Annotated in this window: 23 protein-coding genes and 1 other annotated feature; of the genes, 15 read left to right on the top strand and 8 right to left on the bottom strand. The window is 41.9% G+C overall.

From position 1 onward, the window contains the following. Positions 1-192: 192 nt before the first annotated feature. Positions 193-1,122 (top strand): ribonuclease Z, encoded by a 930-nt coding sequence (rnz, locus tag NSQ76_RS11810; RefSeq protein WP_024422900.1) that lies wholly within the window; start codon positions 193-195, stop codon positions 1,120-1,122. Between the two features lie 139 nt (positions 1,123-1,261). Further along, complete coding sequence (locus NSQ76_RS11805; protein ID WP_176967010.1) at positions 1,262-2,569, top strand: aminotransferase class I/II-fold pyridoxal phosphate-dependent enzyme; 1,308 nt, start codon at positions 1,262-1,264, stop codon at positions 2,567-2,569. A 46-nt stretch (positions 2,570-2,615) separates the two neighbouring features. Here the strand turns inward: NSQ76_RS11805 and NSQ76_RS11800 are convergent, their stop codons facing one another. Continuing rightward, positions 2,616-3,380, bottom strand: coding sequence for an alpha/beta fold hydrolase (locus NSQ76_RS11800; RefSeq protein WP_149126494.1), 765 nt, complete (start codon positions 3,378-3,380; stop codon positions 2,616-2,618). Between the two features lie 120 nt (positions 3,381-3,500). Continuing rightward, complete coding sequence (namA, locus tag NSQ76_RS11795) at positions 3,501-4,517, bottom strand: NADPH dehydrogenase NamA (RefSeq protein ID WP_080708051.1); 1,017 nt, start codon at positions 4,515-4,517, stop codon at positions 3,501-3,503. Between the two features lie 140 nt (positions 4,518-4,657). Here namA and NSQ76_RS11790 point away from each other — a divergent pair, with 140 nt between their 5' ends. The 5 genes from NSQ76_RS11790 (at position 4,658) to NSQ76_RS11770 (ending at position 9,909) form a co-directional block, all read left to right on the top strand. Then, a complete protein-coding gene (locus tag NSQ76_RS11790; RefSeq protein ID WP_149126495.1) occupies positions 4,658-6,271 on the top strand; it encodes a M20/M25/M40 family metallo-hydrolase in 1,614 nt (537 codons plus the stop codon). 368 nt (positions 6,272-6,639) lie between these two features. After that, on the top strand, positions 6,640-7,989 hold the full coding sequence (locus tag NSQ76_RS11785; protein WP_024428037.1) for a coproporphyrinogen-III oxidase family protein: 1,350 nt from the start codon (positions 6,640-6,642) through the stop codon (positions 7,987-7,989). Beyond that, positions 7,989-9,245 (top strand): MFS transporter, encoded by a 1,257-nt coding sequence (locus NSQ76_RS11780; protein WP_024428038.1) that lies wholly within the window; start codon positions 7,989-7,991, stop codon positions 9,243-9,245. The genes NSQ76_RS11785 and NSQ76_RS11780 overlap by 1 nt, the downstream gene beginning before the upstream one ends. A 19-nt stretch (positions 9,246-9,264) precedes the next feature. Further along, entirely contained in the window at positions 9,265-9,753 is a 489-nt protein-coding gene (locus NSQ76_RS11775) for a DinB family protein (protein ID WP_024428039.1), read from the top strand. A gap of 12 nt (positions 9,754-9,765) precedes the next feature. Beyond that, on the top strand, positions 9,766-9,909 hold the full coding sequence (locus tag NSQ76_RS11770) for a hypothetical protein (protein WP_157834345.1): 144 nt from the start codon (positions 9,766-9,768) through the stop codon (positions 9,907-9,909). 49 nt (positions 9,910-9,958) lie between these two features. Here NSQ76_RS11770 and proC read toward each other — a convergent pair whose 3' ends face one another. After that, a complete protein-coding gene (gene proC, locus NSQ76_RS11765; protein WP_024428040.1) occupies positions 9,959-10,786 on the bottom strand; it encodes a pyrroline-5-carboxylate reductase in 828 nt (275 codons plus the stop codon). A gap of 41 nt (positions 10,787-10,827) precedes the next feature. After that, positions 10,828-11,039 (bottom strand) — a binding site (T-box leader). Positions 11,040-11,208: 169 nt separating this feature from the next. On the opposite strand from proC, the gene NSQ76_RS11760 reads away from it, so the two are divergent. Beyond that, positions 11,209-12,159, top strand: a complete 951-nt coding sequence (locus NSQ76_RS11760; protein ID WP_149126496.1) for an MBL fold metallo-hydrolase — start codon at positions 11,209-11,211, stop codon at positions 12,157-12,159. Positions 12,160-12,171: 12 nt separating this feature from the next. Then, on the top strand, positions 12,172-12,948 hold the full coding sequence (locus NSQ76_RS11755) for an SDR family NAD(P)-dependent oxidoreductase (protein ID WP_341053945.1): 777 nt from the start codon (positions 12,172-12,174) through the stop codon (positions 12,946-12,948). Between the two features lie 63 nt (positions 12,949-13,011). Here NSQ76_RS11755 and NSQ76_RS11750 read toward each other — a convergent pair whose 3' ends face one another. Then, the gene (locus NSQ76_RS11750) at positions 13,012-14,340 is read right to left on the bottom strand and encodes a CoA-disulfide reductase (protein ID WP_341053942.1); all 1,329 of its coding nucleotides are present in this window, start codon (positions 14,338-14,340) and stop codon (positions 13,012-13,014) included. Between the two features lie 189 nt (positions 14,341-14,529). Here NSQ76_RS11750 and coaA point away from each other — a divergent pair, with 189 nt between their 5' ends. After that, positions 14,530-15,489 (top strand): type I pantothenate kinase, encoded by a 960-nt coding sequence (gene coaA, locus NSQ76_RS11745; RefSeq protein WP_024428044.1) that lies wholly within the window; start codon positions 14,530-14,532, stop codon positions 15,487-15,489. A gap of 33 nt (positions 15,490-15,522) precedes the next feature. Here the strand turns inward: coaA and NSQ76_RS11740 are convergent, their stop codons facing one another. The 4 genes from NSQ76_RS11740 to NSQ76_RS11725 form a co-directional block, all read right to left on the bottom strand. Beyond that, positions 15,523-16,758 carry an MDR family MFS transporter gene (locus NSQ76_RS11740; RefSeq protein ID WP_024428045.1) on the bottom strand — a complete coding sequence of 412 codons (1,236 nt, stop codon included), beginning with the start codon at positions 16,756-16,758 and terminating at the stop codon, positions 15,523-15,525. A 199-nt stretch (positions 16,759-16,957) separates the two neighbouring features. Continuing rightward, the gene (locus tag NSQ76_RS11735) at positions 16,958-17,302 is read right to left on the bottom strand and encodes a YolD-like family protein (protein ID WP_024428046.1); all 345 of its coding nucleotides are present in this window, start codon (positions 17,300-17,302) and stop codon (positions 16,958-16,960) included. Between the two features lie 15 nt (positions 17,303-17,317). Continuing rightward, positions 17,318-18,550, bottom strand: coding sequence for a DNA polymerase IV (locus NSQ76_RS11730; protein ID WP_341053937.1), 1,233 nt, complete (start codon positions 18,548-18,550; stop codon positions 17,318-17,320). Between the two features lie 152 nt (positions 18,551-18,702). Continuing rightward, a complete protein-coding gene (locus NSQ76_RS11725) occupies positions 18,703-19,152 on the bottom strand; it encodes a YfmQ family protein (RefSeq protein WP_024422888.1) in 450 nt (149 codons plus the stop codon). A gap of 278 nt (positions 19,153-19,430) precedes the next feature. Here NSQ76_RS11725 and NSQ76_RS11720 point away from each other — a divergent pair, with 278 nt between their 5' ends. From NSQ76_RS11720 to NSQ76_RS11700, 5 genes are all read left to right on the top strand, one after another. Then, positions 19,431-19,910: a GNAT family N-acetyltransferase gene (locus NSQ76_RS11720; protein ID WP_024428048.1), complete on the top strand. Its 480-nt coding sequence runs from the start codon at positions 19,431-19,433 to the stop codon at positions 19,908-19,910. Continuing rightward, entirely contained in the window at positions 19,907-20,881 is a 975-nt protein-coding gene (locus NSQ76_RS11715; protein WP_341053934.1) for a GNAT family N-acetyltransferase, read from the top strand. The genes NSQ76_RS11720 and NSQ76_RS11715 overlap by 4 nt, the downstream gene beginning before the upstream one ends. A 79-nt stretch (positions 20,882-20,960) precedes the next feature. Then, complete coding sequence (locus NSQ76_RS11710) at positions 20,961-21,287, top strand: iron-sulfur cluster biosynthesis family protein (RefSeq protein ID WP_025093021.1); 327 nt, start codon at positions 20,961-20,963, stop codon at positions 21,285-21,287. A 12-nt stretch (positions 21,288-21,299) separates the two neighbouring features. Then, positions 21,300-21,539 carry a YqkC family protein gene (locus tag NSQ76_RS11705; RefSeq protein WP_024422884.1) on the top strand — a complete coding sequence of 80 codons (240 nt, stop codon included), beginning with the start codon at positions 21,300-21,302 and terminating at the stop codon, positions 21,537-21,539. Positions 21,540-21,841: 302 nt separating this feature from the next. After that, positions 21,842-23,104: a response regulator aspartate phosphatase gene (locus NSQ76_RS11700; RefSeq protein WP_024428051.1), complete on the top strand. Its 1,263-nt coding sequence runs from the start codon at positions 21,842-21,844 to the stop codon at positions 23,102-23,104. The last annotated feature ends 11 nt before the right edge of the window (positions 23,105-23,115 follow it).

Below are 23,115 nucleotides of genomic sequence, written 5' to 3'. Positions count from 1 at the left end.
GTTGTAAAAACCGAGAATGTATGTACATTTTCTTTATTTTAAAGCTTCATTGTTCGTAAAGCAAACATTTGATTCGACTTTTTCTGCTCTCGTTTCACTTTTTTCAAAAATTCCGCTGAATTCACATTTACCTTGTCTTCATGTATTCTATATGAATGAAGATATTGTATACCGGCTTTAGGAGGAAAAGTAATGGAACTGCTCTTTTTAGGAACAGGTGCAGGCATTCCTGCAAAAACAAGAAACGTCACTTGCACAGCGCTAAAGCTTTTAGAAGAAAGAAATGCAGTGTGGCTTTTTGATTGCGGAGAAGCAACGCAGCACCAAATCTTACATACAACGATTAAACCGAGAAAGATCGAGAAAATATTTATCACACATATGCACGGTGATCATGTATATGGCCTTCCGGGACTCCTTGGCAGCAGATCCTTTCAAGGCGGGGAGGATGAATTGACGATCTATGGACCAAAGGGCATTAAGGCCTTTGTGAACGCAGCACTTTCAGCTACTCAAACGCATTTGACATATCCGCTGCATATCATAGAAATAGATGAAGGGGTCGTGTTTGAAGACGATACCTTTCAAGTAGAAGCAAGAAGAGTCTCTCACGGGATTCCAGCTTACGGCTATCGGGTTGTGGAAAAAGATATGCCTGGTTCATTAAAAGCCGAAGACCTAAAAGAAATCGGTGTAAAACCTGGACCTTTGTATCAGAAGTTGAAAAATGGGGAAACCGTGACACTCGAAGATGGAAGAACCATTGATGGAACCGATTATTTGGAACCCCCTAAAAAAGGGAGAATCGTTGCATTTTCAGGAGATACCCGTTTGTGCGAGAATATAACAAGGCTTGCCAAAAATGCGGATGTGTTAGTCCATGAAGCAACATTCGGTAAAGAAGATGCAGATTTAGCCTACAATTATTATCACAGTACAACAGAACAAGCAGCGAAAACAGCAGAGGAAGCAGGCGCAAAAAGGCTCATTTTGACCCATATAAGTGCACGTTACCAAGGAGAAGAGGCACTGAAACAACTGTTGAAAGAAGCCCGCGATATATTCCCGCTGACAGAAGCTGCACATGATTTCTCTTCTTTCCCCATTGAACGCACCCTGTAAAAATTGGATGAATCGTCAAAAAAAGTTGTGTGATTTTTTTGATATTTATGATGACGCTCTTTTTCAGGTAGTGGTAAAATGGTGAAGAAAAAACAAATGACGAATTAAACTATGAAGAATACGGGAGGCACAATCAAAGATGAGCGGTTTTACAGCATTAAGTGAAGCAGAATTGAATGACCTATATGTGGCACTACAAAATGAGTATGAAACTTACAAAAGTAAAAACTTGCACTTAGACATGTCTAGAGGGAAGCCTTCACCAAAACAGCTCGATTTGTCTATGGGCATGCTCGATGTTGTGACATCAAAGGATGCAATGACAGCTGAAGATGGCACAGATGTGCGAAACTATGGCGGCTTGACAGGCCTTCCTGAAACGAAGAAATTTTTTGCAGATGTACTCAATTTAAAGCCAGAACAAATCATCATCGGCGGTAATTCAAGCCTGAATATGATGCATGATACCATTGCACGTGCGATGACTCACGGCGTATGTGACAGCAAAACACCTTGGGGAGAGCTGCCAAAGGTAAAATTCCTTGCACCAAGCCCAGGGTATGATCGTCATTTTGCCATTTGTGAGCTATTTAACATAGAGATGATCACGGTCGATATGAAGGCTGATGGACCTGATATGGATCAGGTAGAAAAATTGGTCGCAGAAGATGAAGCGATTAAAGGCATTTGGTGTGTACCTAAATATAGCAATCCAGACGGTATTACGTATTCAGATGAAGTCGTTGACCGCCTAGCTTCAATGAAAACAAAAGCAGACGACTTCCGCATTTTTTGGGATGATGCATATGCAGTCCACCATCTAACGGATACACCTGATACGTTAAAAGATATTTTTCAAGCAATTGAAGAGGCAGGATACCCGAACCGTGTGTTTATGTTTGCGTCTACGTCTAAAATTACATTCCCAGGCTCAGGTGTTGCACTGATGGCGTCTAGCCCTGACAATGTAAGCTTCACTCAAAAGCAATTATCGATTCAAACGATCGGACCAGACAAAATTAATCAACTAAGACATCTTCGTTTCTTCCAAAATCCAGAAGGTTTGAAGGAACATATGAAAAAGCATGCAGCGATCATTAAGCCAAAATTTGACCTCGTTCTTTCCATTCTTGACGAAAAACTTGGCGGAAAAGATATCGCTGAATGGCACAAGCCAAATGGCGGATATTTCATTAGTTTAAATACACTTGATCATTGTGCAAAAGCTGTTGTGCAAAAAGCAAAAGAAGCAGGTGTCACAATGACAGGTGCAGGTGCAACATACCCATATGGAAAAGATCCGCTTGATCGTAACATTCGCATTGCACCAACATTCCCGACTCTTGAAGAACTAGAGCAAGCGATTGACATCTTTACATTATGTGTTCAGCTTGTCAGTATTGAAAAGCTGCTTTCAGAAAAAAGTCAATCTGCTCCAACGGCATAAATAAAAGAAACTCCTTGACTCATAACGGGTCAAGGAGTTTTTTATTTTAATTAGCAGTTTGATAATAGGAGACAGGTTGTTTGGCTGCGCACCATACATCATAGATAGCAAGCTGTACAATATGCGGTTCATCATGATGAATATAGTGCGAGCTGTTTTGCGCCTGAATCCATCCGCTTTGGGATGACAAAGACAGCATGCGTTTATGAAGTCTGAGCCAAGCTTCATGAGCTGGGTGAAACAATCGGCTCTTACCTGATGAAATGACAAGAAGCGGCATCATTCCATAATGGGTTTGCTCCTCTTTGATTGTGCTTAGCATTTGCTGAAAGTCCTCATGCGTACATTCTGCTGTAAACTGCGCCATATATGAAGTGCGTTCTTCCTTTGATAAAAGCGGCAGGATCACCTGCTCTTGCTCCTCACTTGCCGGGTCTAACAGCACCATACCAATGACATCATCTCCTCTGCGGCTTGTCCATAACCGGCTGACAAGAGAGCCAAATGAGTGAGCGACAATAAGAAATGGCGGCTGAATATTGGCTTCTTTCAGCAGTGCATCTAAATCATCAGCGAGGTCATGCAAGGTTCTTCCTTCACCGCTCTCACTGCTCTTTCCATTTCCTAAACGGTCGTATAAGAAAACCCCAAGCTCTGGGTCAATATCACGTGCCATATTCGACCACGTATCACTAGAAATGCCGTAGCCTGCTTCAAAGATAATCGTGGCTTGCCTTTTGCCTTGACGATGTTTTGTATAAAAGTGGTGTCCATCTATATGATACATTTTTTCAATCATTGCCGAATTCATTCTTCCATCTCCTCTAAGTGGTTCTTTAGCTAAAAGACGGCACAAAAGGCAGATATGTTTCTCTTAAAAACAAAAAAGATGCCTATTTCGAAAAATAGACACCTTTTTTCCTAAGAGCTTTTACCAAGCGCGATCATATTGACGCGGGCTTTCGATGGATGTACGGAGCTCTTGAGCAGCTGTTTTCGGGAAGTATGGATCCCGTAAAAATTCTCTGCCAATAAAGATCAAATCCGCACGCTGATTTTGTAAAATCTCCTCTGCCTGTACACCAGATGTAATCAGACCGACAGCTGCTGTTTGAATGCCGGCTCCTTCTTTTATTTTCTCTGCAAATGTTACTTGGTAGCCGGGGAATGTGTTGATTTTCGCCTGTACGACAGCACCTGAGCTGACATCAATTAAGTCGACACCTTGCTCTTTGAGCCAAGTGGCAATCCCAATATAATCTGCAATATCAAGTCCTTTTGTCGTGTAATCAGAAGCCGACACACGGACAAATAAAGGTCCGTCCCATACGGCGTTGACTGCGTCTACGACTTCTCTTAAGAAACGATAACGGTTCTCTGGTGAACCGCCATAGTCGTCTGTTCGGTGGTTCGCCAGCGGTGAAAGAAATTCATTGATCAAATAGCCATGTGCACCATGAATTTCAATGATGTCAAAACCCGCTTTTTTTGCCCGTACAGCTGCATCCTGAAACGCCTGAACGGTATCTTTGATTTGATCAACAGACATCTCGACAGGGGTTTTAGATGTTTCATCAAATGGGATGCTTGATGGCGCAAGAATGTCTCCATCAAGTTCAGCCTTACGTCCTGCATGGGCTAGCTGGATAGCTGTCTTCGTTCCGTATGCTTTGATTTGTTCGTTTAATGAAGCGAATCCTTCGATGTGCTCATCGCTCCAAATACCGAGGTCTTGATCACTAATTCTTCCCTCAGGAGATACAGCACTTGCTTCCACCATGATGAGACCAGCCTGACCTTGTGCACGGGAAATATAATGTGTGAAGTGGAAAGGCTGTAATTTCCCATCACGGTCATAGGATGAATACATACACATCGGGGACATCACGATGCGGTTTTTCAGTGTAACACCTTTTAATGTCCAAGGTGAAAAGAGTTTTGTTTCCAAATACCTTCGCCTCCTCATGGAATTGTATAGCCGATTATAACAGCCATTCAAACTTTCGTCATAAAAGGTGCTCAAAGAATATAGCTTTTATACACGTTTTTGTATAATGGAGAGATAGAGACATCAAAGGGGGAGAACGGATGAAATGGCAAACAGAGAGTGAACTAAGGGAGCTCCTGACAGCTCTTATGCAGTATGAAAGCATATCAGGTACAACAGGAGAAGTCGCATTAGCGGAATATTTATATTATTTGCTAAGGGAGCGGCCTTATTTTGAGCAGAACCCTGATCATCTGGCTTTGCATCCGATGAAAGATGGCCGGTATTATTTAACGGCACTTGTGAAGCGCAGTACGCTGCGGCGTACCGTGCTGCTTCTTAGTCACTTTGATGTAGTCGATACAGAAGATTACGGCGAATTTCAAAACATGGCATGCAAGCCTGAAGAGTTAATGGCTTCCTTTTCGCAAAAAAGTGAGCTTCTTCCAAAGAAGGCAAGAGAGGACCTTGCTTCAGGCGACTGGCTGTTTGGAAGAGGGGCCATGGATATGAAAGCAGGTCTCACCGTGCAGCTTTCTATGCTGGAAAGAGCGATGACAGAAACATTTGATGGAAATGTCCTGCTCGTCACAGTTCCTGATGAAGAAGTGAATTCACAAGGAATGCTTGAGGCAGTGCCGAAATTAAAAGAGCTTAAAGAAAAACATGATCTTGACTATACCGCGTGTTTAAACAGTGAGCCGATGTTTGAAAAGTATCCAGGGGATGAACATCATTATATGTATACAGGCAGTATAGGAAAGGTATTAGCCGGATTTTTCTGTAAAGGGATTGAAACACATGTAGGAGAGCCTTTTTCAGGCTTAAATGCGAATTTTATGGTATCTGAACTAAACAGGCTGTTAGAGCTCAATAGTGATTATTGTGAGGAAGTAGATGGTGAAGTAACGCCGCCTCCAACGAATTTAATGCAAAAGGACTTGAAAGAAGCCTATTCCGTTCAAACACCTCACACAGCCGTATCTTTATTTAATGTGCTCATGATGAAACGTTCAAGTGAAGAACTGCACGGACTTCTCTATGAAACTGCGAAACAAGCAGCAGACCAAATCGAGGCCAATCTTCAGCAAAAAACAGCGGACTTTCAGCACTTTAAACACTTTACTCCAATTGACACTCAGGTGACGGTTCTTACGTATCACGAGCTGTATCAAAAAGCCGCAGAACGCTCTGGTGAACAGGAAGTCGAGCGCATTGTCAACTATGCATTCGCCAACCGAGGTGAACTTGGAGATCGAGATTTTTCAACGAAAATTGTCTCGGAGCTGACGACGCTATGTAAGGAAGAAGGCCCGCTGATTGTTCTATTTTATAGTCCGCCATTTTACCCTTCGGTGTCCTCAACAGAAGATCCGCATATTCAGAAGACATTCAAGAAGATTCAAAAAGAGGCAAAAGAGGTATATGGACTTGAAGTAGAGGAAGTGAAATATTTCCCGGGATTGTCTGATTTAAGTTACTTACAGCTCGAGAAGCAGGAAGTAGGTCATTATACAACCAATATGCCGCTTTACCAAAAAGGCTATTCTTTACCGCAAGGAGAAAAGGAAGCCCTTTACGTTCCAGTCATCAACGTAGGTCCACTAGGAAAGGATCCGCACAAATGGACAGAGCGGCTGCACGTCCCGTTCTCTTTTGGCATTTTGCCAGAATTGCTAGAATCAACGATTCATGCTTTATTAGAGAAAAAGTAAGTAGATGTGATGAAGAGCCCTATCTTGATGATAGGGCTTTTGGTTGTGAATGTTCAGTCTATATTTTCATGGTTATACCAAAAGTTTCATACGTAAATTGTATATAAAACAATAGTCCTCACAAAAAATAGTGAAAATGATTGAAATATTCAGAAAAGTCTATTATAATCAATTATGTAATTAAGTTACAATTATTCTAATTAAAAGGAGGTGATGAAAATGAAGCGTAACGAGTGGATTGCAATCTAATGAATAGAATCAATACTTACTGAAAAGAGTTTTTCGCAGAGAAGTGCTTTATTTAGCTTCTCTGTGAATTTGTATGTAGGATAAAAATAGACGAGAGTTGGGTGAGAGAATTGTCAAATATGAAAAGTTATTATGATGAGCATCCGTCTTTATGGAATTTTCTTTATCCGTTTTTTGGCCAAGCGAGCCAAGAAGGAGCACAATCTCGTGTGACAGAATTCATTCAGAAAGAACGAACATTTCAAAAAGGGAAAAACGCTTTATATTTACATATCCCTTTCTGCGATACGATCTGTTCGTTTTGTCCTTTTATTAAATCTACGAAATATGAGCCCATTATCGGAAAATATATAGATGCTTTAATCAATGAGATGCGTATCTTATCCCAATCCCCTAATATCCAAAAAATGACGTTTGATGTGGTGTTCGTTGGTGGAGGGACTCCTTCCATAATGCCCCCAGAACTAATCTATCGACTTTCGACCGCTATAAAAGAAAATTTCTCATTATCTGCTGATTATGAATGGACATTTGAATGTGAAGCAAAAACAGCTACGCCAGAAAGAGTGGCTGCTATGGCTGAAGGTGGAGCCAACAGAGGAAGCTTTGGTGTCCAAACATTAAATGAACACTATCGGAAAATGTTCAACTTAACGGCTAGTTTTGATCAAATCTCTCAGACTGTGGACTTAATGAAACGTCATTTCCAATCTTATAATATTGATTTGCTTTATCAGCTGCCTGGACAAACGAAAGAAGAGATGCTTGAGGACATAAACGGAGTGATGGCATTAGGAAGCACAAGTATTGATACGTATCCTCTAGAATATATTGCTTGTTCAAAGGGATGGTTATCAAAAATTAACAAAGGCAAGGTGCCAATGCCGCCAAATCCTAAAGAAAAATTTGAGTTTAGTGATACATTATATCGTCATTTAAAAACGAATGGCTGGCATCAAAATTATGTGTATACGTTTATGGCCCCAGAGCATCAGAATAAGCGTTTCCAATATGGCGAAGTGATTTACGGGGGATATGAAGATCAATACATTGGTTTGGGAACAGGAGCGATTTCCTACATGCAAGGCATGATATGGTCAAATGAAGGAAATACGCAAAAGTATATCGAAAGCCTGACGAATCAAGAATTACCTATTGTTAAATCTAGAGAATATCATGCTTTTGATAGAAGACTCGTCTTCTTCCCTAAAACAATGAAAATAGAAAAAACGTATCTCAATCGAATGCCAAAGCGTGAGGAAATCTATCGTAAACTACAACTTCTCATAATGAAAGGAGTAGTTGAAGAAGCGGAGCAATATTTTGTAATCAAAGAAGAAGCGAAGCCATGGTATCCGGCGATCTTAGTTGATCTTATCCCAGAAAAAGAGAGAGAAAATTATGATCAAGCCGTGGAGTTTATGCAAAAAGAGTTAGGCTGGTACGAGTCGACTGAGGTGCTCCTCTAATGGTTTCAAAGAAAGAAACGACATCTCTATTCAAAGATCAAAATTTTGTCTGTTTCTTTATTGGGCAAAACTTATCTGCTTTTGGAGATTGGTTTAGAACGATAGCGACGATTGGTTTAATTTATGAACTTACTGGGAAAGCGACCCATCTAAGCATTCTATTTATTTGTTCCATGCTCCCGCTCATTTTAACATCGATGCTTTTGAGCCCAATTATAGATAAGTTTTCTTACAAAAAAGTTGTGATATTTGCAGATGTGGCACGTTTTATCATTGGACTGGGGTTTGTTTTAGTTGTCACAATGAATGTTACCCCGTTTATTCTTTATTTATTATTAGCGTTAAATGGTGCTTTTTCTGGTATATATCTGCCTGCTCGTTCATCTATGATACCTGAAATCCTTGGTAAGGAGCAGCTTTCAAAAGGGAATAGTATACTAGCCACATCTTTTAGCGCATCGATGCTCATCGCGACAGGATTAGGCGGGTTGGTGACAGAAATTTGGTCAATCTCTACAATTTATTTAGTAGATGCGCTGACATTTTTATTATCAGCTATGCTGTTAATTCCTATTAAAGCGAAAGAAGCATCTGAAAAAAAAGAGTATGTGTCATATGTTCAAAGTTTTAAAGAAGGGATTAAGGAAATCAAAGGATCACCCAAAATTCAAAGCGCCATATGGATATTGATGTCAAGAGAGTTTGCTTTAAGCATCGTTTATGTTTTATTTAGTCTGTATATTTTAGAAGTGGCCAGAGAAGGGAATTTTGGCTTGGGGCTTGGTCATACAATTAGTGGACTAGGGCAAATTATCGGTGGACTTACACTTGCAGCGTACTTCAAAAAAGCGAAATTCTCCTTTCAATTTTATAAAAGGTGGTCCACATTAGCGGTTATATTGCTTGCGATATTACATGCATTGTCGTATCAACAAACGACTTTCATTGGATTTTTGATTGTTGTTTTATTAGCCAATCTATTATATAGCCCAGTCGAAGTTTTGTATTCTACTAATATTATGACCTATGCAAGCAGTCATTTAAGAGCCCGTGTGTTTTCAGTAGGACTTGCATTATCACGCATATTTTATATTAGTGGGTTTATCCTTATGGCATTTATCGGAGATTTGATTCCTATACATGTCATCGCTATAGGGATGGCAGGGCTTGTGATAGTAGCAGGTTTGATGAACAGCTTACTGCTGCTAAAAGGAAAGCATCAAGATAAATCAAAAGTAGGAATGCATTCACTGTAAAGGGGACGTTGATTACGTAATGGAAACTGGCAAATTAACAAAAACAGACATCATCACATCGCTTCAGGAAAGTATGAGTGAACTAGAGAAGCTAGTGAAGACTTGTGATGATAGCGCACTGGATCAATCTTTGGGGGAGGGGAAGTGGTCAATCAAGCAGCTCGCTGGGCATTTGTATGACACAGAAGAAGTCTGGTCAGAGCGGATAGAGCAGGCGATATCAGATGATCACACGCCCTTTCAATCGTATGATCCTGAAATATATGTGAAAGAAAGAGCGTATGAATGGTATAACGCAGAGGAGATCAAAGCATTGATCAAACGGATGAAAGAGAGAAGAAACAACACGCTTCGGCTATTAGAAAAAGATATATGGGAACAATCAGGCCTGCATCCGGAAGAAGGAGTGATGACCGTTCAAATATTAGCTGAAACCATCGCTTTACATGAACAACATCATCTGGATCAAATCAAAACCATCATGTCAATGAGTGAATCATCTACATGAGGAGGTGCTAATATGAAGCATCAAGAATTGTTAGTTGATGTGAATTTTTATCAGGCACGTGATGCTTTATTAGAACAAGCCATTTCTAGTAAGGAACAGAAAGAACCGAAGTGTGAATCACGCAATTCACACCCAGTGGTTAGCGGGAAAAAATAGAGGGGTTATGTGAAAAAGCACCTGTCATCAAAACAGGTGCTTTTCAATTTCATTTATACGTACTTGCTGAAAACATTTCGTTTAATTCTGCTGCGCGTTTAGTCGCTGTTTTGACACAATCGACAACGGCCTCTTCAAATTGATAGGCAGCCAGTGTGTTCAGGCCGGCTTCTGTTGTTCCGCCTTCACTTGTGATTTCTTTGCGCAGTTCGGCCGGCTCTTTTCCGCTGTCTTGAAGCATATTAGCGGCGCCCGCAATCATTTGGCAAATGAGTAATTTCGCAGTTGCTTGGTCCATTCCAAGTTCTGAGGCACCTCGCTCCATTCCTTCAATCAAATGATAAATGAAGGCAGGGCCGCTGCCTGCGATGGCTGTCACAGCATTTAGCTGCGATTCATCTAATACTGTGACATGCCCGATCGTTTCAAACAGCTCGACGGCCTTTTTCTTTTGCTCCTCTGTCACTTCATGACTTACGGCAATACCAGTTGCTGACTGCTGAATCGCCGCTGATGTATTTGGCATCGCACGAACGACTGCACTCTTTCCGCCAGCATAGTGTTGAATCGTTTCAATAGAAATACCCGCTAAAATAGAAATGATCAGCTGTCCATGTAAATGAGGACGGACTTCAGAAATTCCGCTTTCTGCATCCTTCGGTTTTAAGGCAAAAACGAGAATATCCGCTTCTTCATAAATAAAGGACCGAGCGAAATCCGTTTTGACCCCATAACGCGCCTGTAATTCCTCTAATCGTTTTTCATTCGTTTTGTTTGTCACAATGATATCTTCATTCGACATCATGCCGCTTTTTAATAAACCTTTGATCATAGACTCTGCCATTGAGCCTGCACCGATAAATCCAATTTTACTCATAAGCTGCTCCTCCTTGTAGAAAATAAAAAAACCTCTCGCCTGAAAAGGACGAAAGGTTTTTCGCGGTACCACCCTCAATTAGCATGCAAACATGCATACTCAGCTCTAGTCCCTTAACGCGGGAAACGTTTAGGTTTGCCTAACAGCTCAAAGGGCAGGTTCAGCAAATAAGAGGATGGTGAAGTCTTTCAGCCGGCGGACCTCACTCTCTTGCATCATTATTTTGCTTACTAATCCTTGTCATCGCGCATCATATATTTGTTGTTCATTATGCAACGATGGACAAGTTTATGTCAATAGGGGCAGTTAAAAAAATTGCCCGTCTAAACCGCATGACAGTCTGCCTTTTGCAAGATACAATGAAGTAAGAAGGCTTAAGTACCCACAATCATGAGTCAAAAAGCAGGAGATGACGTATAAAAGTGAAAGAAGACATCATTCAATTATCCATCCCGACGCCGTTTGCTGTTGGGGATGTGTATGCATATGTATTAAAAGGAGAGGCCGTAACCTTAGTAGATTGCGGGCCGATGACAGAAGAGGCAGAGCATGCTTTTGTCACGCAATTAAAAGAACATCGTTTATCGATAGACGATATTGATCAGGTGGTGCTGACCCATCATCATGCAGATCATGTCGGTCTGTTAAATCTGATGAAACCTCATGTCCGTGTGATCGGACACCAGCTAAATGAGCCGTATATTAGTCAGGATCCAGTGTTTAAGCAGCGCCAAGTGGACTTTATGATTCCTTTTTTTCAGCAGTTAGGTGTCCCGCTTCGGCAAAATGAGTGTGAAAAAATGGTGAAGCAATCTTATACATATTCTTGTACTTCACATGTAGATGAGATCATAAAAGAAGGTGATCGTTTAAGCGGGCATGAACACTTCTTTGTGATGGAAACACCCGGACACGCACAGTCTCATCTTTCCTTTTTAGATGAAAGAACGGGGAATTTTATTGGCGGCGACCTGCTTTTGACGACCATTTCTTCAAATCCGTTAATGGAAGCACCGGATGAGGGCGAGGAACGTCAAAAATCACTGCTTCAATATAAAGCATCACTCAATCGGTTATTGCGTCTGCCAATCAAGACGATTTACCCAGGACACGGTCAGCTTATCACGTCCCACCATGAATTGATTGAAGAAAGATTTAAAAAACAAGAGAAACGAGCAAATACGATGTATCAGCTGCTTAAACAAAAAGAAATGACGGCCTTTCATCTTTGCCGCAAGCTATTTCCTGTGATGTATGAAGAGGCCTTGTTTTTAACGATGTCTGAGACAGTCGGGCAGTTGGATGTGCTCTTAGAGGCTGGGCGAATTGAAGAAATGCAAAAAGACGGAATCGTCTATTACAGAGCAAACTAAGGAGTGAGACACATGGGGCGATTGACAGGAAAAAGGATTTGGATTACTGGCGCATCTGGGGGCATTGGTGAAAAAATGGCGTACTTGGCAGCAGAAGAAGGCGCAGAGGTCATTATTTCAGCAAGACGAGTGGAAAAGCTTACTAGTATGAAAGAAAAAATTATGAGTGCTGGCGGGGTGTGTCACATCGCTCAGCTTGATGTCAGCCAGCTTGAGGACATTGATCGCGCGTATGAAGAAGTGGGGCCGGTCGATATTTTGGTCAACAATGCCGGCTTTGGCGTATTCGATCTCGTCGAAGATGCCTCCATAGAGGAAATGGTGTCGATGTTTGAGGTGAATGTGTTTGGCTTAATCGCCTGCACGAAAAAGGTCATCCCTGAGATGAAGCAAAGAGGGCAGGGACATATTATCAATATCGCATCCCAGGCAGGAAAGATTGCGACTCCCAAATCAGCGATTTATTCCGCATCAAAGCATGCCGTTCTTGGATTTTCAAACAGCCTCAGAATGGAGCTGGCAGACTCGGGCATTCACGTGACAACGGTCAATCCAGGACCGATTGCCACAGACTTCTTTACCATCGCTGACCGCAGCGGTGAATATGTGAAGAACGTTGATTTTATGATGCTGAGTGCGGACAAGGTGGCAGGGAAGGTCGTATCAGCCATGATGACGAAAAAGAGAGAGATTAATCTGCCCGGGTGGATGAACGCTGGCAGCAAATTGTATCAGTTATTCCCATTTTTATTTGAAAAAGCAGCACGAAAAGCGATGATGAAAAAATAACAAAAAAGAAACCGGTTTTGAACTGGTTTCTTTTTTTGAGGTATGGCTTCATTGTGACACTTTCTATATCCGTCTTGCCGCTTGCTGAAGCGGGTCCCATACACTGTTAAACGGCGGTGCATAGCTAATATCTAAATCTTCAAGATCTGTTATGGTCAGCTCTTGGTAAAGGGCAGCCGCCACGATATCGATCCGTTTATCTACACCGTTTCTGCCGATGATTTGGGCACCAAGCAAAGTATGGTAATCGCTTCTGTAAATCAGTTTCACTTTCATTTTCTGCGCTTCTGGGTAATACTTCGCGTGATCTGTACTATCAATGGTGATGACGGAGAAAGGAATGTCCGCCTCTTTTGCTTCTTTTTCTGATAAGCCTGTTCGTCCCGCTGTCACGTCCATAAATTTCATGACGGCTGTTCCAGTCACGCCTTGAAACGCCCGGTTTGTCCCTGTCATATGAAAGCCTGCGATTCTCCCTTGTTTATTCGCAGTTGTGCCGAGCGGAATATAATCCAGGGATTTTTTGATGCGGTGATAGGTTGCAGCGCAATCACCGGCAGCATAAATGTCTTTTATATTGGTTTGCATGTATTCATTTACTGCAATAGCGCCATTTTGAAGACGCTTGATTCCGGTATTATGTAAAAAGGAGGTTTGCGGAGTGACACCGATGGCCATGATGACCATATCTGTTTGAATGGTTTGTTTGTCTGTGATAACAGCTGTGACATGTGACTTGCCTTCTAATTGCTGTACCGTTTCTCCAAGAGATACGTGAATGCCCTTGGCGTCAGCCTCTTCTTTAAGGTATTTTGCCATATCGGAGTCAAAGCCCGGGCCGAGTGCTGCTCCCCGCTGAATGATATGTACGTTTTTTCCGAGCGCTTTTAAATTTTCAGCCATTTCAAGGCCGATATATCCACCGCCAATGATCGTGACATGTGTGATGTCCTTTTTTAAATGGTCTAAAATGGACAGCGCATGCGGGATGGTTTTTAATACGTGTACGCCTTCTAATGGCTGGCTGTCTAAATCCAGTGTGACAGGGCTTGCTCCTGTCGCAATTAAGAGGCGGTCGTAGCTTTCTGTAAAGGGTTCTTTTGTTTTCGTATGATGACCCGACACTGTTTTTTGCTCTGGGTCAATGGAGGTCACTTCGTGTAAGCATCTGGCGTCAATTCCATATTTCTCACGAAAGGTTTCAGCACTGCGTGCGATCAGCTTTCTGTGATCATCAATGAGACCGCCGATCAAGTAGGGGAGTCCGCACTGTCCATATGAGAAAATCTCTCCTTTTTCAAAAGCAACAATGTATGCATTTGGATCCTCTCTATATATTTGCATAGCGCAGCTCATTCCAGCTGCATCTCCGCCAATCATCACATATTTCATTTAGTGTGCTCCCTTCTATCTATCGTACTGAATACTCTTATTTACCCTCATATTCCTTTTTTTAATGCTTTTTTTTCGCAAAACAAGCAAACTTTCGTTGAAAAATAAAGACAGCGCCTTCATTTTAAGCTACAATCGGATTATCGTCTTTTTGGGTTACGAGTTTAGTGAAGATTGGTGGGAAAGACTTTGAGTGACACGCGACTAGATTTTAATACGCTATACACGCGCCATACGAGAGAGGCCTGGGCAGCTCTTGGAGAATATATGCCGGTATCTGTTTCAGAAGAGGAAGCAAGAGCGCTGCAAGGGTTAAATGACTATTTATCGCTTGAAGAAGTTCGAGATATTTACATACCGCTTATTCGTTTTCTGACATTACATGTCTTTGCAGAAAAACAAAAAAACCAGCATGTGAATGCCTTTTTAAACTACCCGCATCATGCCAAAATTCCCTTTTTAATTGGGATTGCTGGAAGTGTAGCTGTCGGGAAAAGCACAACGGCTCGTATCATTGAAACGCTTTTATCGAGGCTTGGAGATGGGCTGAAGGTGAGTCTTGTGACAACAGATGGCTTTTTATATCCTCAAAAAGAATTAAAGGATCGAGGGCTGATGGAAAAGAAAGGCTTCCCGGAAAGCTATGATGTCAAAGCCCTGCTGTCTTTTTTGAATGAATTAAAATCAGGTAAACAAACTGTGCATGCCCCGGTATATTCGCATCTGACCTATGACCGGCTTGAAGGGGTGTATGAAACAGTAGAGGATGCGGATATTGTCATTATTGAAGGAATCAATGTGCTCCAATCACCAGCGCTGGATGATCTGAAGGATGAACCGCGTGTGTTTGTATCAGATTTCTTTGATTTTTCGATTTATGTAGACGCCGCTGAAACGCAAATTCAATCATGGTATAAAGAACGATTTCGTTTGTTAAGGGAAACAGCCTTCCAAGACCCTGAATCCTTCTTTCATCAATATAAAGATTTGACGGATGAAGAGGCAGATCAAATGGCAAGCACCATTTGGAATACCGTGAACCGCCCTAATTTATATCAAAATATTTTACCGACAAAATATCGGGCTGATCTCATTTTGAAAAAAGGGGATCAGCATAAGGTGGAAGAGATCGCCATCCGCCGGGTATAAAGAAAAAACCGCTCAAACGAGAGAGCGGTTTTTTTAATGATCTCCACTTACTTTAACAGCTATGGCTGCTGCCGATCGCTTTTTTAGACGGTAATATCCAATGAGTAAGAATGGAACGCCTGCGATGGTGATCATTGACAAGACCGTAAAAATGGAGAGGGGATGGGCTGCGCCAAAATAGTCAATGCACAGTCCGCCGACAAATGGTCCGATGACACTGCCGAGCTGAGAAAATCCCATCGCCCCAAAGTACGATCCCTTCACTTCAGGCTTTGCAATATTGTCTACAAAAAGATCCATCATCGCAAACAGCAGAACCTCCCCAATCGTAAACACGACAATGATGAAAGCAAGCATGCCGAGACTTTGTGAAAAAGCAATGGCAAACAAACTGCCGGCAAGAAGAATATTCCCGGTGGTCAGCGACAAAATGGTAGAGTAGCGCTTCGCAATCATGATGAGCGGATATTGTACGACAATGACAACCACTGCATTTAAAGATAAAAGATATCCAAACAGTTTAGGACCATCCTCAATCATAGGTGACGCTGATAAGTATTGAGGCAGCGTTGAGCTTAAATGCGAATACCCGAACGAACATAAGGTAACGCCGATGAGGATGATGCTAAAGACCGTATCTTTTTGGATAATGGAAAGGGCTTTTTTGACGCTGATTTGTTTCGTACTTTCTGGAGCAGCAACTGGATGCTTCTGAAATTGCCAGGCCAGTGTTAATCCATATAACAAATAAATGAAGGCAGCGACAAGAAATGGAAACGTTGTTTTCGATGACCCGAGATATAAGCCAAGCAGCGGGCCGAAGATCACCCCGATATTAATGGCCGTATACCGTAAATTAAAAACAAACAACCGAATACTTGATGGGGTGACATCAGATAAGAGTGCCTTAGACGTCGGTTCAAACAGTGCCCGGCACAGTCCATTTAAAGCGTTCATGAGAAAGAAGACCCAAATGGCATCTGCAAACGCAAAGCCAACAAAGACAAGTGTCCAGCCGAAGATGGATAGAAGCATGACCTTTTTCCTGCCGATTCGGTCAGAAACATAGCCGCCGTAAAAACTCGCCACGATCCCAATAAGGGAGCTGACGGCAATGATTAACCCAGCTGAAGAAGCTGAAGCCCCTTTGACTTGTGTCAAATAAACGGCCAAAAAAGGAATGCTCATGGACGTCGCCATTCGGCCGAATATGGTGCCGATGATGATCGTCCAACTAAGTGGATGTAAAGTACGTAAGTTATTTTTCATGATGTTTCTCCCCTGAGTGTTAAGATGTTCCAATCATACATGAAAAATTGTGCAAATTAAATACACAATTTGATGGAGGAGACATCCGTCATATGGCAGAGAAGGCCCGAATAGCTCGCAAATTTGGAGAGCATGTTTTTTTCTCCCGGTGCTTCTATGTCTTTTAGTATGCTGATTCGTACGATCACTTAAAGACAATTTAATCAAGATCAATCGCGACAATTTGCTGCAAGGACAGGTGGAGAACATCTTCATCATTGACGATTTTTATGCGCTGCGTTTCATAATGAATGGTTTTCACCCAGCCCCAAAACTGCTGTTTCATACCTGCTGCAGCATATGTTACGCAAATCGCTTGGTCCTCTGTAATCGACTGTGTGATCAAAAAATTCATTTCCTCTAGCTGATCAGTGCTCAGCGGAGGAGGTGTGTATTCTTTTTTCTTTCGTTTTTGAGCAAGCAGCTGTTCACGGTGCTCTGGGAGCATCATTCGGCTTGATTCCCACATGATGTTGTATCCAGGTGTTAATTTATTGGGATTCATGGCTGTTCGCCTCCGTTATTTGTAATGTCCACCAATTTTTTCGGCGCGGTGATACGCCTGTCCTGCGCTTGTTAGTGACGAGGCGTGCAAGAGTGCAGCAGGTCCATACTTCATATGGATCGCATCAAATACTTTGCTGAGTCTGTCTTTTTTGAAATGGTGATCAAATAAACTCAGCTGATATTGGCTGTCAGGCTGCAGCTGCGAGAGAGTAATACCTACACTGCGAATGGGCTGGCCGTCCCAGTGCTGCTGACATAGCTGAATAGCTGCGTCTGCAATATCTCTCCCGTACTGTGTGGGGGAATGGAGCTTGATTTGTCTATGAAATCCAGTCGGATGAGAAAAATCAGCGCCTCTTACGCCAACAGACACCGTTTGCCCAACATAATGCTTAAAGCGCGCACGTCTTGCCACTTCTTCACTCAATTCAAGAAGGGCGACTTTGATGTCCTCAAAGGACGCATAATCATGGGGAAGGGTCATATGATGCCCAACCGCTTTTTGCTGATCATGTGTGTGAAGAGTGACCGGGGAAGGGTCGTGTCCTAAAGCAGTTCGCTGCAGAAGCTCCCCGTTGATTCCCCAGCGTTTTTTTAGCCGGTCTAACGGATAAGCAGCAAGCGTCCCGATGGTACTGATGCCCATTCGTTTTAAATGGTGCTCCATCCGTTTGCCGACGCCAAATAATTTTCCAATCGGAAGCGGCCATAAATCAGCCGCAACCCGGTCTGCACGAAGTTCATAGATGCCAGATTTGTTTTTTTTAGCAAAATGGTCACAGGCCATTTTAGCGAGCACTTTATTAGGGCCAATCCCAACACGTGCGTAAATGCCTGTCTGGTTCATAATGGTCGTTTGTATATTTTGAGCGATCTCGCGGGGCGAACCGAGTAGTGTCACACTTCCCGTAATATCAAGAAACTGTTCATCAATTGAATAGGGTTCGACAAGATCTGTGTATTGTTCAAGCAGTTCTGTCATCATGACAGAGACATCAAGGTAGCGCTGCATACGTGGACGTACGACGACGGCTTCAGGGCATTTCTCCTTTGCTTCCCATAATCTTGATGCATTTTGTACGCCCCGTTTTTTAGCGAGCGGGCAGGCTGCAAGTACGACCCCGCTTCGACGCTCGGGATCTCCTGAGACGATGAGCGGCACATCCTTCAAATGGGGAGCCTCCACTTTTTCGACTGACGCATAAAACGACTGCATATCCACAAGCAGAATGGCTCGTTCATTCATGATTTTCACCCCTTAGAACGTATGTTCTGTATACATTTTAACCGCCAGAAGGTGAAATTGATACTGGTAAATCATTCAAAGAGAAGAGTGTAAATCCATACAAAAAAGACGAAGTGTCTCCACTTCGTCTCATCTGGGTAAAATGAGTCATTTTAAGCATGTGCCAAGTTGTTGGATGTTTGGAGCGGCTCAGAACGCAAACGATAGGCCGTTAGTTTTTTCTTAGGCTTATGGGTAAACTGTCGCACCACATCCACGTGGTCATCGTAATGATACAGATAAAGGGTTACATCATGCTTGCCAAGCTTTGTTTGCATGGTAAGCGGCGCCGGCCCTTCCTGCGGATGAAGAAAACGCTCTTCGTCACCAGGATAAATATAATAGCGTTCAATAAAGATCGCATCATTAAAATGTTGAATAATTTCGGATGTTTGCTGATCATCGAGTGGACGTCCTTGAAACGTCATCGTTGTTTGATCACTTGTTACTTTTGCATGCACCGCATAACGACTAAAAAGGCGTTCAACAACACCCGAAGGCAGCGAAGTGACAAGCAGCTTTAAAAGACTAAACACAACAAGTGAAGTAACAATCCAAACCAATATCATCATCTCCAATAAACATTTGTTACATTTCTTATATGAACAATTTTAACATAACAAAAGAATGGATCTTTCGCATAAAAAGTGAACTTTTTGAAATAAGTGTGAAGATTTAAAAGGAGATGACAGCAAAAGAACGAAGAACCAACAAAGCTGAAAGGAAAAAAGGCTGATACATCACCTTTACAAACAATTGATCAGACAGGTAGACTATTGAAACAGTTGATTTTTGTGAAAAAAGAGCGGTACAGCTAAAAATGAAAAGGGGCGAGGCCATCATGATACGTCAAGTGAAGCCGTCAGATTTTTATGCGGTCACATCCGTCATTCAAAGCTGGTGGGGAGGCAGAGATTTACGCGCGAAATTGCCAAAGCTATTTTTCGAACATTTTCAGCAAACAAGTTTTGTCGTTGTTGAAAAAGGTGAACTGATCGGCTTTCTAGTCGGTTTTTTATCGCAATCGCATTCAGATGAAGCGTATATTCACTTTGTTGGGGTACATCCAGACCACCGGAAATTGAAGATTGGCAAAATTCTCTATCAAGCGTTTTATGAAGCGGCTGAAAAGGAAGGAAGAACAACGATTAAGGCTATTACAGCTCCTGTCAATAAAGTCTCGATTGCTTACCATACAAAGCTCGGTTTTCAGATAGAAAAGGGAGATAAAACAGTGGATGGTATTTCAGTTTTTTCAGATTACGACGGCATTCATGAAGACCGGGTGCTATTTGTGAAAAAGCTGGAGGCGAAAGCATGATCATCAGACTGGATCAAAAAAATGAAGAACAAGCGAAAGAGCTGTTACATATCCAATTGGCTGCATATCAGCGGGAGGCAGAACAAATTGGCTATCAAGATTTACCGCCCTTAAAAGAAACAGTTCAAGACATAATAGAAACAGATGAGATTTTCATAGGCTTTGAAAAAGAGGGGCATTTGTTAGGAATCGCTTCATATGAACTGCATGATGATCGGATCATCCTCAGCCGGTTAGCTGTGCACCCACAACATGTCAATCAAGGAATCGGGACAGCGCTCCTGCAATCCATTATCCAGTATCAAAAAACAGTCGAGCTCACAACAGCAGAGGCAAATACACCAGCAATCAAGCTTTATGAAAAACTAGGGTTTAAACAGAAGGCCCGTTTGCAGGTGGAAAACAAGCTGATGTTAACAAAGATGGAACGTTTGATGCTTCGAAAGGTGGAAGTGATTGAATACCAATCGAGCTGGCCAAAACAATTTCAAGATGAGCATGACAAGCTGAAAAAGATAGTTGGCGACAACTGGGTATATGGCCACCATATTGGCAGTACGTCAGTCATAGGAATGGCGGCTAAGCCAATTATTGATATCTTGCTAGAGGTGAAGCATATCAGCACGTTAGATGAGTGTAACCCCCTGTTTCGCCAGCTTGGATATGAACCGCTCGGAGAAAATGGACTCAAGGGAAGACGTTTTTTTAGAAAAGGCGGCTTGAACCGAACACATCACGTTCACGCCTATGAAGCCGGACATGATGATATAAAAAGGCATTTGGTGTTCCGAGATTATTTAAAAGCTGCACCTGATCGTGCCAAAGCCTATGCAGATAAAAAGCGTCAATTGGCAAAAGCCTATCCTGAAGATATGGCAAGTTATATCAAAGGAAAAGATGAGCTCATTAAAGAAATTGAACAAGAAGCGTACAATTGGTCAGACCAGTTAAAGACAAATGATCAGACATAAGAGCTAACAGGGCGTGAACATGTTTAATTGATGACTGATATGTTACAATGTAACAATCAACGAAAAAAGGATGTTCGGCATGTATATTCATATAACAGAACCAGCAGCAGCGTTCCTTACAAAACAACAAGCAGGGCATGAATCAAAAGAACTGCTCCTTCGATATGATTCAGATGGGTGCGGCTGTGCGGTAAGCGGTGTCCCAATGATTTGGCTCACAGGTGAAAGAACAGGCGAATGGGAAGAACTCAAGCATAATCAGCTCTTTAAGCTGTACATACACACAGCACAAAAGGTCTTTTTTGACGAGGAAATGACGATTGATTTTAACGAAAAAGCCAACACACTCATGTTGAAAAGTCCTCAACAAATACTCAGCCCGAGAATGGGTATACTTGTAAAGTAAGGTGGAAATGTAGTGGATCAAAAGCTAAAAGTGATACAAAATACGGCACAAAATAAAACATGGGTGTCGTTTTTAAATAACAATCATCCCTATAGCCTTTTGCACTGGTCAATAGGTGGAATGGATTCGGTGAAAAAGGACGTTTGGCTTCTTCAAGATGAAGTCACATTTGAAACAGAAGAATTTCCAACGCTCGAATTGGCTGTCAATTGGATCAAAGAGAATATGGACCAAGTAACAGATGTATTATAAAAGCCCTTTTTCGGAAGGGTTTTTTTCGTGCGGTCATCATCTCATCAAACCGCACGGCTGTCTAATCCGGAAAATGATCTTTTGGGAACGGAAAAAGCCGTTTTTCAACAAACAATTCGACAAAATGAGCAAGCTGGAAATAAAAAAATAATGGCTGTAAATGCCGAAAAATAGGCATTTGTAGCGTTAATTGCGGGATACCGAAAACTTTGCGAAAAATGACATTTCATATTTCTTCCATTCGAGGAAATGTGATAGAATACAACATGTATCGTATATGAGAAGGGAGGTGCTAAAGTGAATTGAAGCTCAAGCTGTCATCGCCTCAGGTTGGAATCAAAATAAACGAATGGTATAGGCAGATTTGCGGATTTCATGTGATGAAAGCAGAGAAGCTGAAGGCGGAGATCGAGCAGGAAATCCTGGAGATGGAGCAGGATCAAAACTTGTTATTGTTTTACCAGCTGATGGATTTTCGCCACAAGGTGATGCTTGAATATTTTGAACCGGCAAAGAAAGCCTCGAATGATGAAGAGATTAAGAATTTGCTAGAAACGATTGAACATTCACAAACGAAATTAACGGATATGCTTGAATACTATGTTCATTTTTTCACAGGAATGTTTGAATTTGAACAGAGAAACTATTTAAGTGCCATTGCTTATTACCGCTCAGCAGAAAAAAAGCTCAATCTCATATCAGATGATATAGAAAGAGCAGAATTTTACTTTAAATTAGCAGAAATTTACTACCACATGAAACAAACCCACTTTTCGATGCACTATGCCTTGCAAGCGTTAGATACGTATTCTGCCTACAGAACGTACACGCTGAGAATCATCCACTGTGAATTTGTCATTGGTGCAAACTATGATGATTTGAAATGCTATGAACATGCATTGCCCTACTTTAAAAATGCTCTAAAGCGAGCACGCTCAATTGGAAACCCTCGAGTCATAGGTTCGGCCCTTTTCAACTTAGGTAACTGTTATTATCAAATGAACGATCTTGCGGAAGCAAGCCGTTATCTGAAAGACTCTATTGAAGTGTTTGAAAAGGAGAATTTAACCCATCTTAATCGCTCTCTAGACCCACTATTTATGCTGACACAAATCCTGTTTAAACAAAAACAAATAGAAGAGTCGTTAACCCTCTATCAACAAGGTATTATGAAGGCCTGTGAATTAGAAGATGAGATTTACATCTGCAAATTTCAGTTCTTAAAAGCATTATACGTTGATGCAGACATAACAATCATAGACGATACATTAGACCTGCTCGAGGACAAGCGCTTATACCCAGATATTGAGGAATTGGCACTTGATGCGGCTCATTATTACAATGAGCTTGGACTGTTTGAAGTATCTACCCGGTTTTACGAAAGGAAAATTCAAGCCATATCAAAAATTCAAAATGGGGGTCATTTATATGAAAACGAGTTTGATAGTTCTTTTATTGGCAGCAACTGCAGGATTATCGGTCATGAGTCAGCAGCAATCGGAAGAGAGCCATATGGAGCTTGCGGGCAGACACCATACAACAGTGGTGACTATCGTATAAGTTAGCTCAAAAAGAG

It is taken from the genome of Bacillus sp. FSL M8-0256 (genome assembly GCF_038005765.1).
GTDB classification, from domain to species: Bacteria; Bacillota; Bacilli; order Bacillales; family Bacillaceae; genus Bacillus; species Bacillus safensis.
The sequence above is the reverse complement of the archived record's forward strand: the minus strand, read 5'-3'. Positions and strand labels throughout refer to the sequence as shown.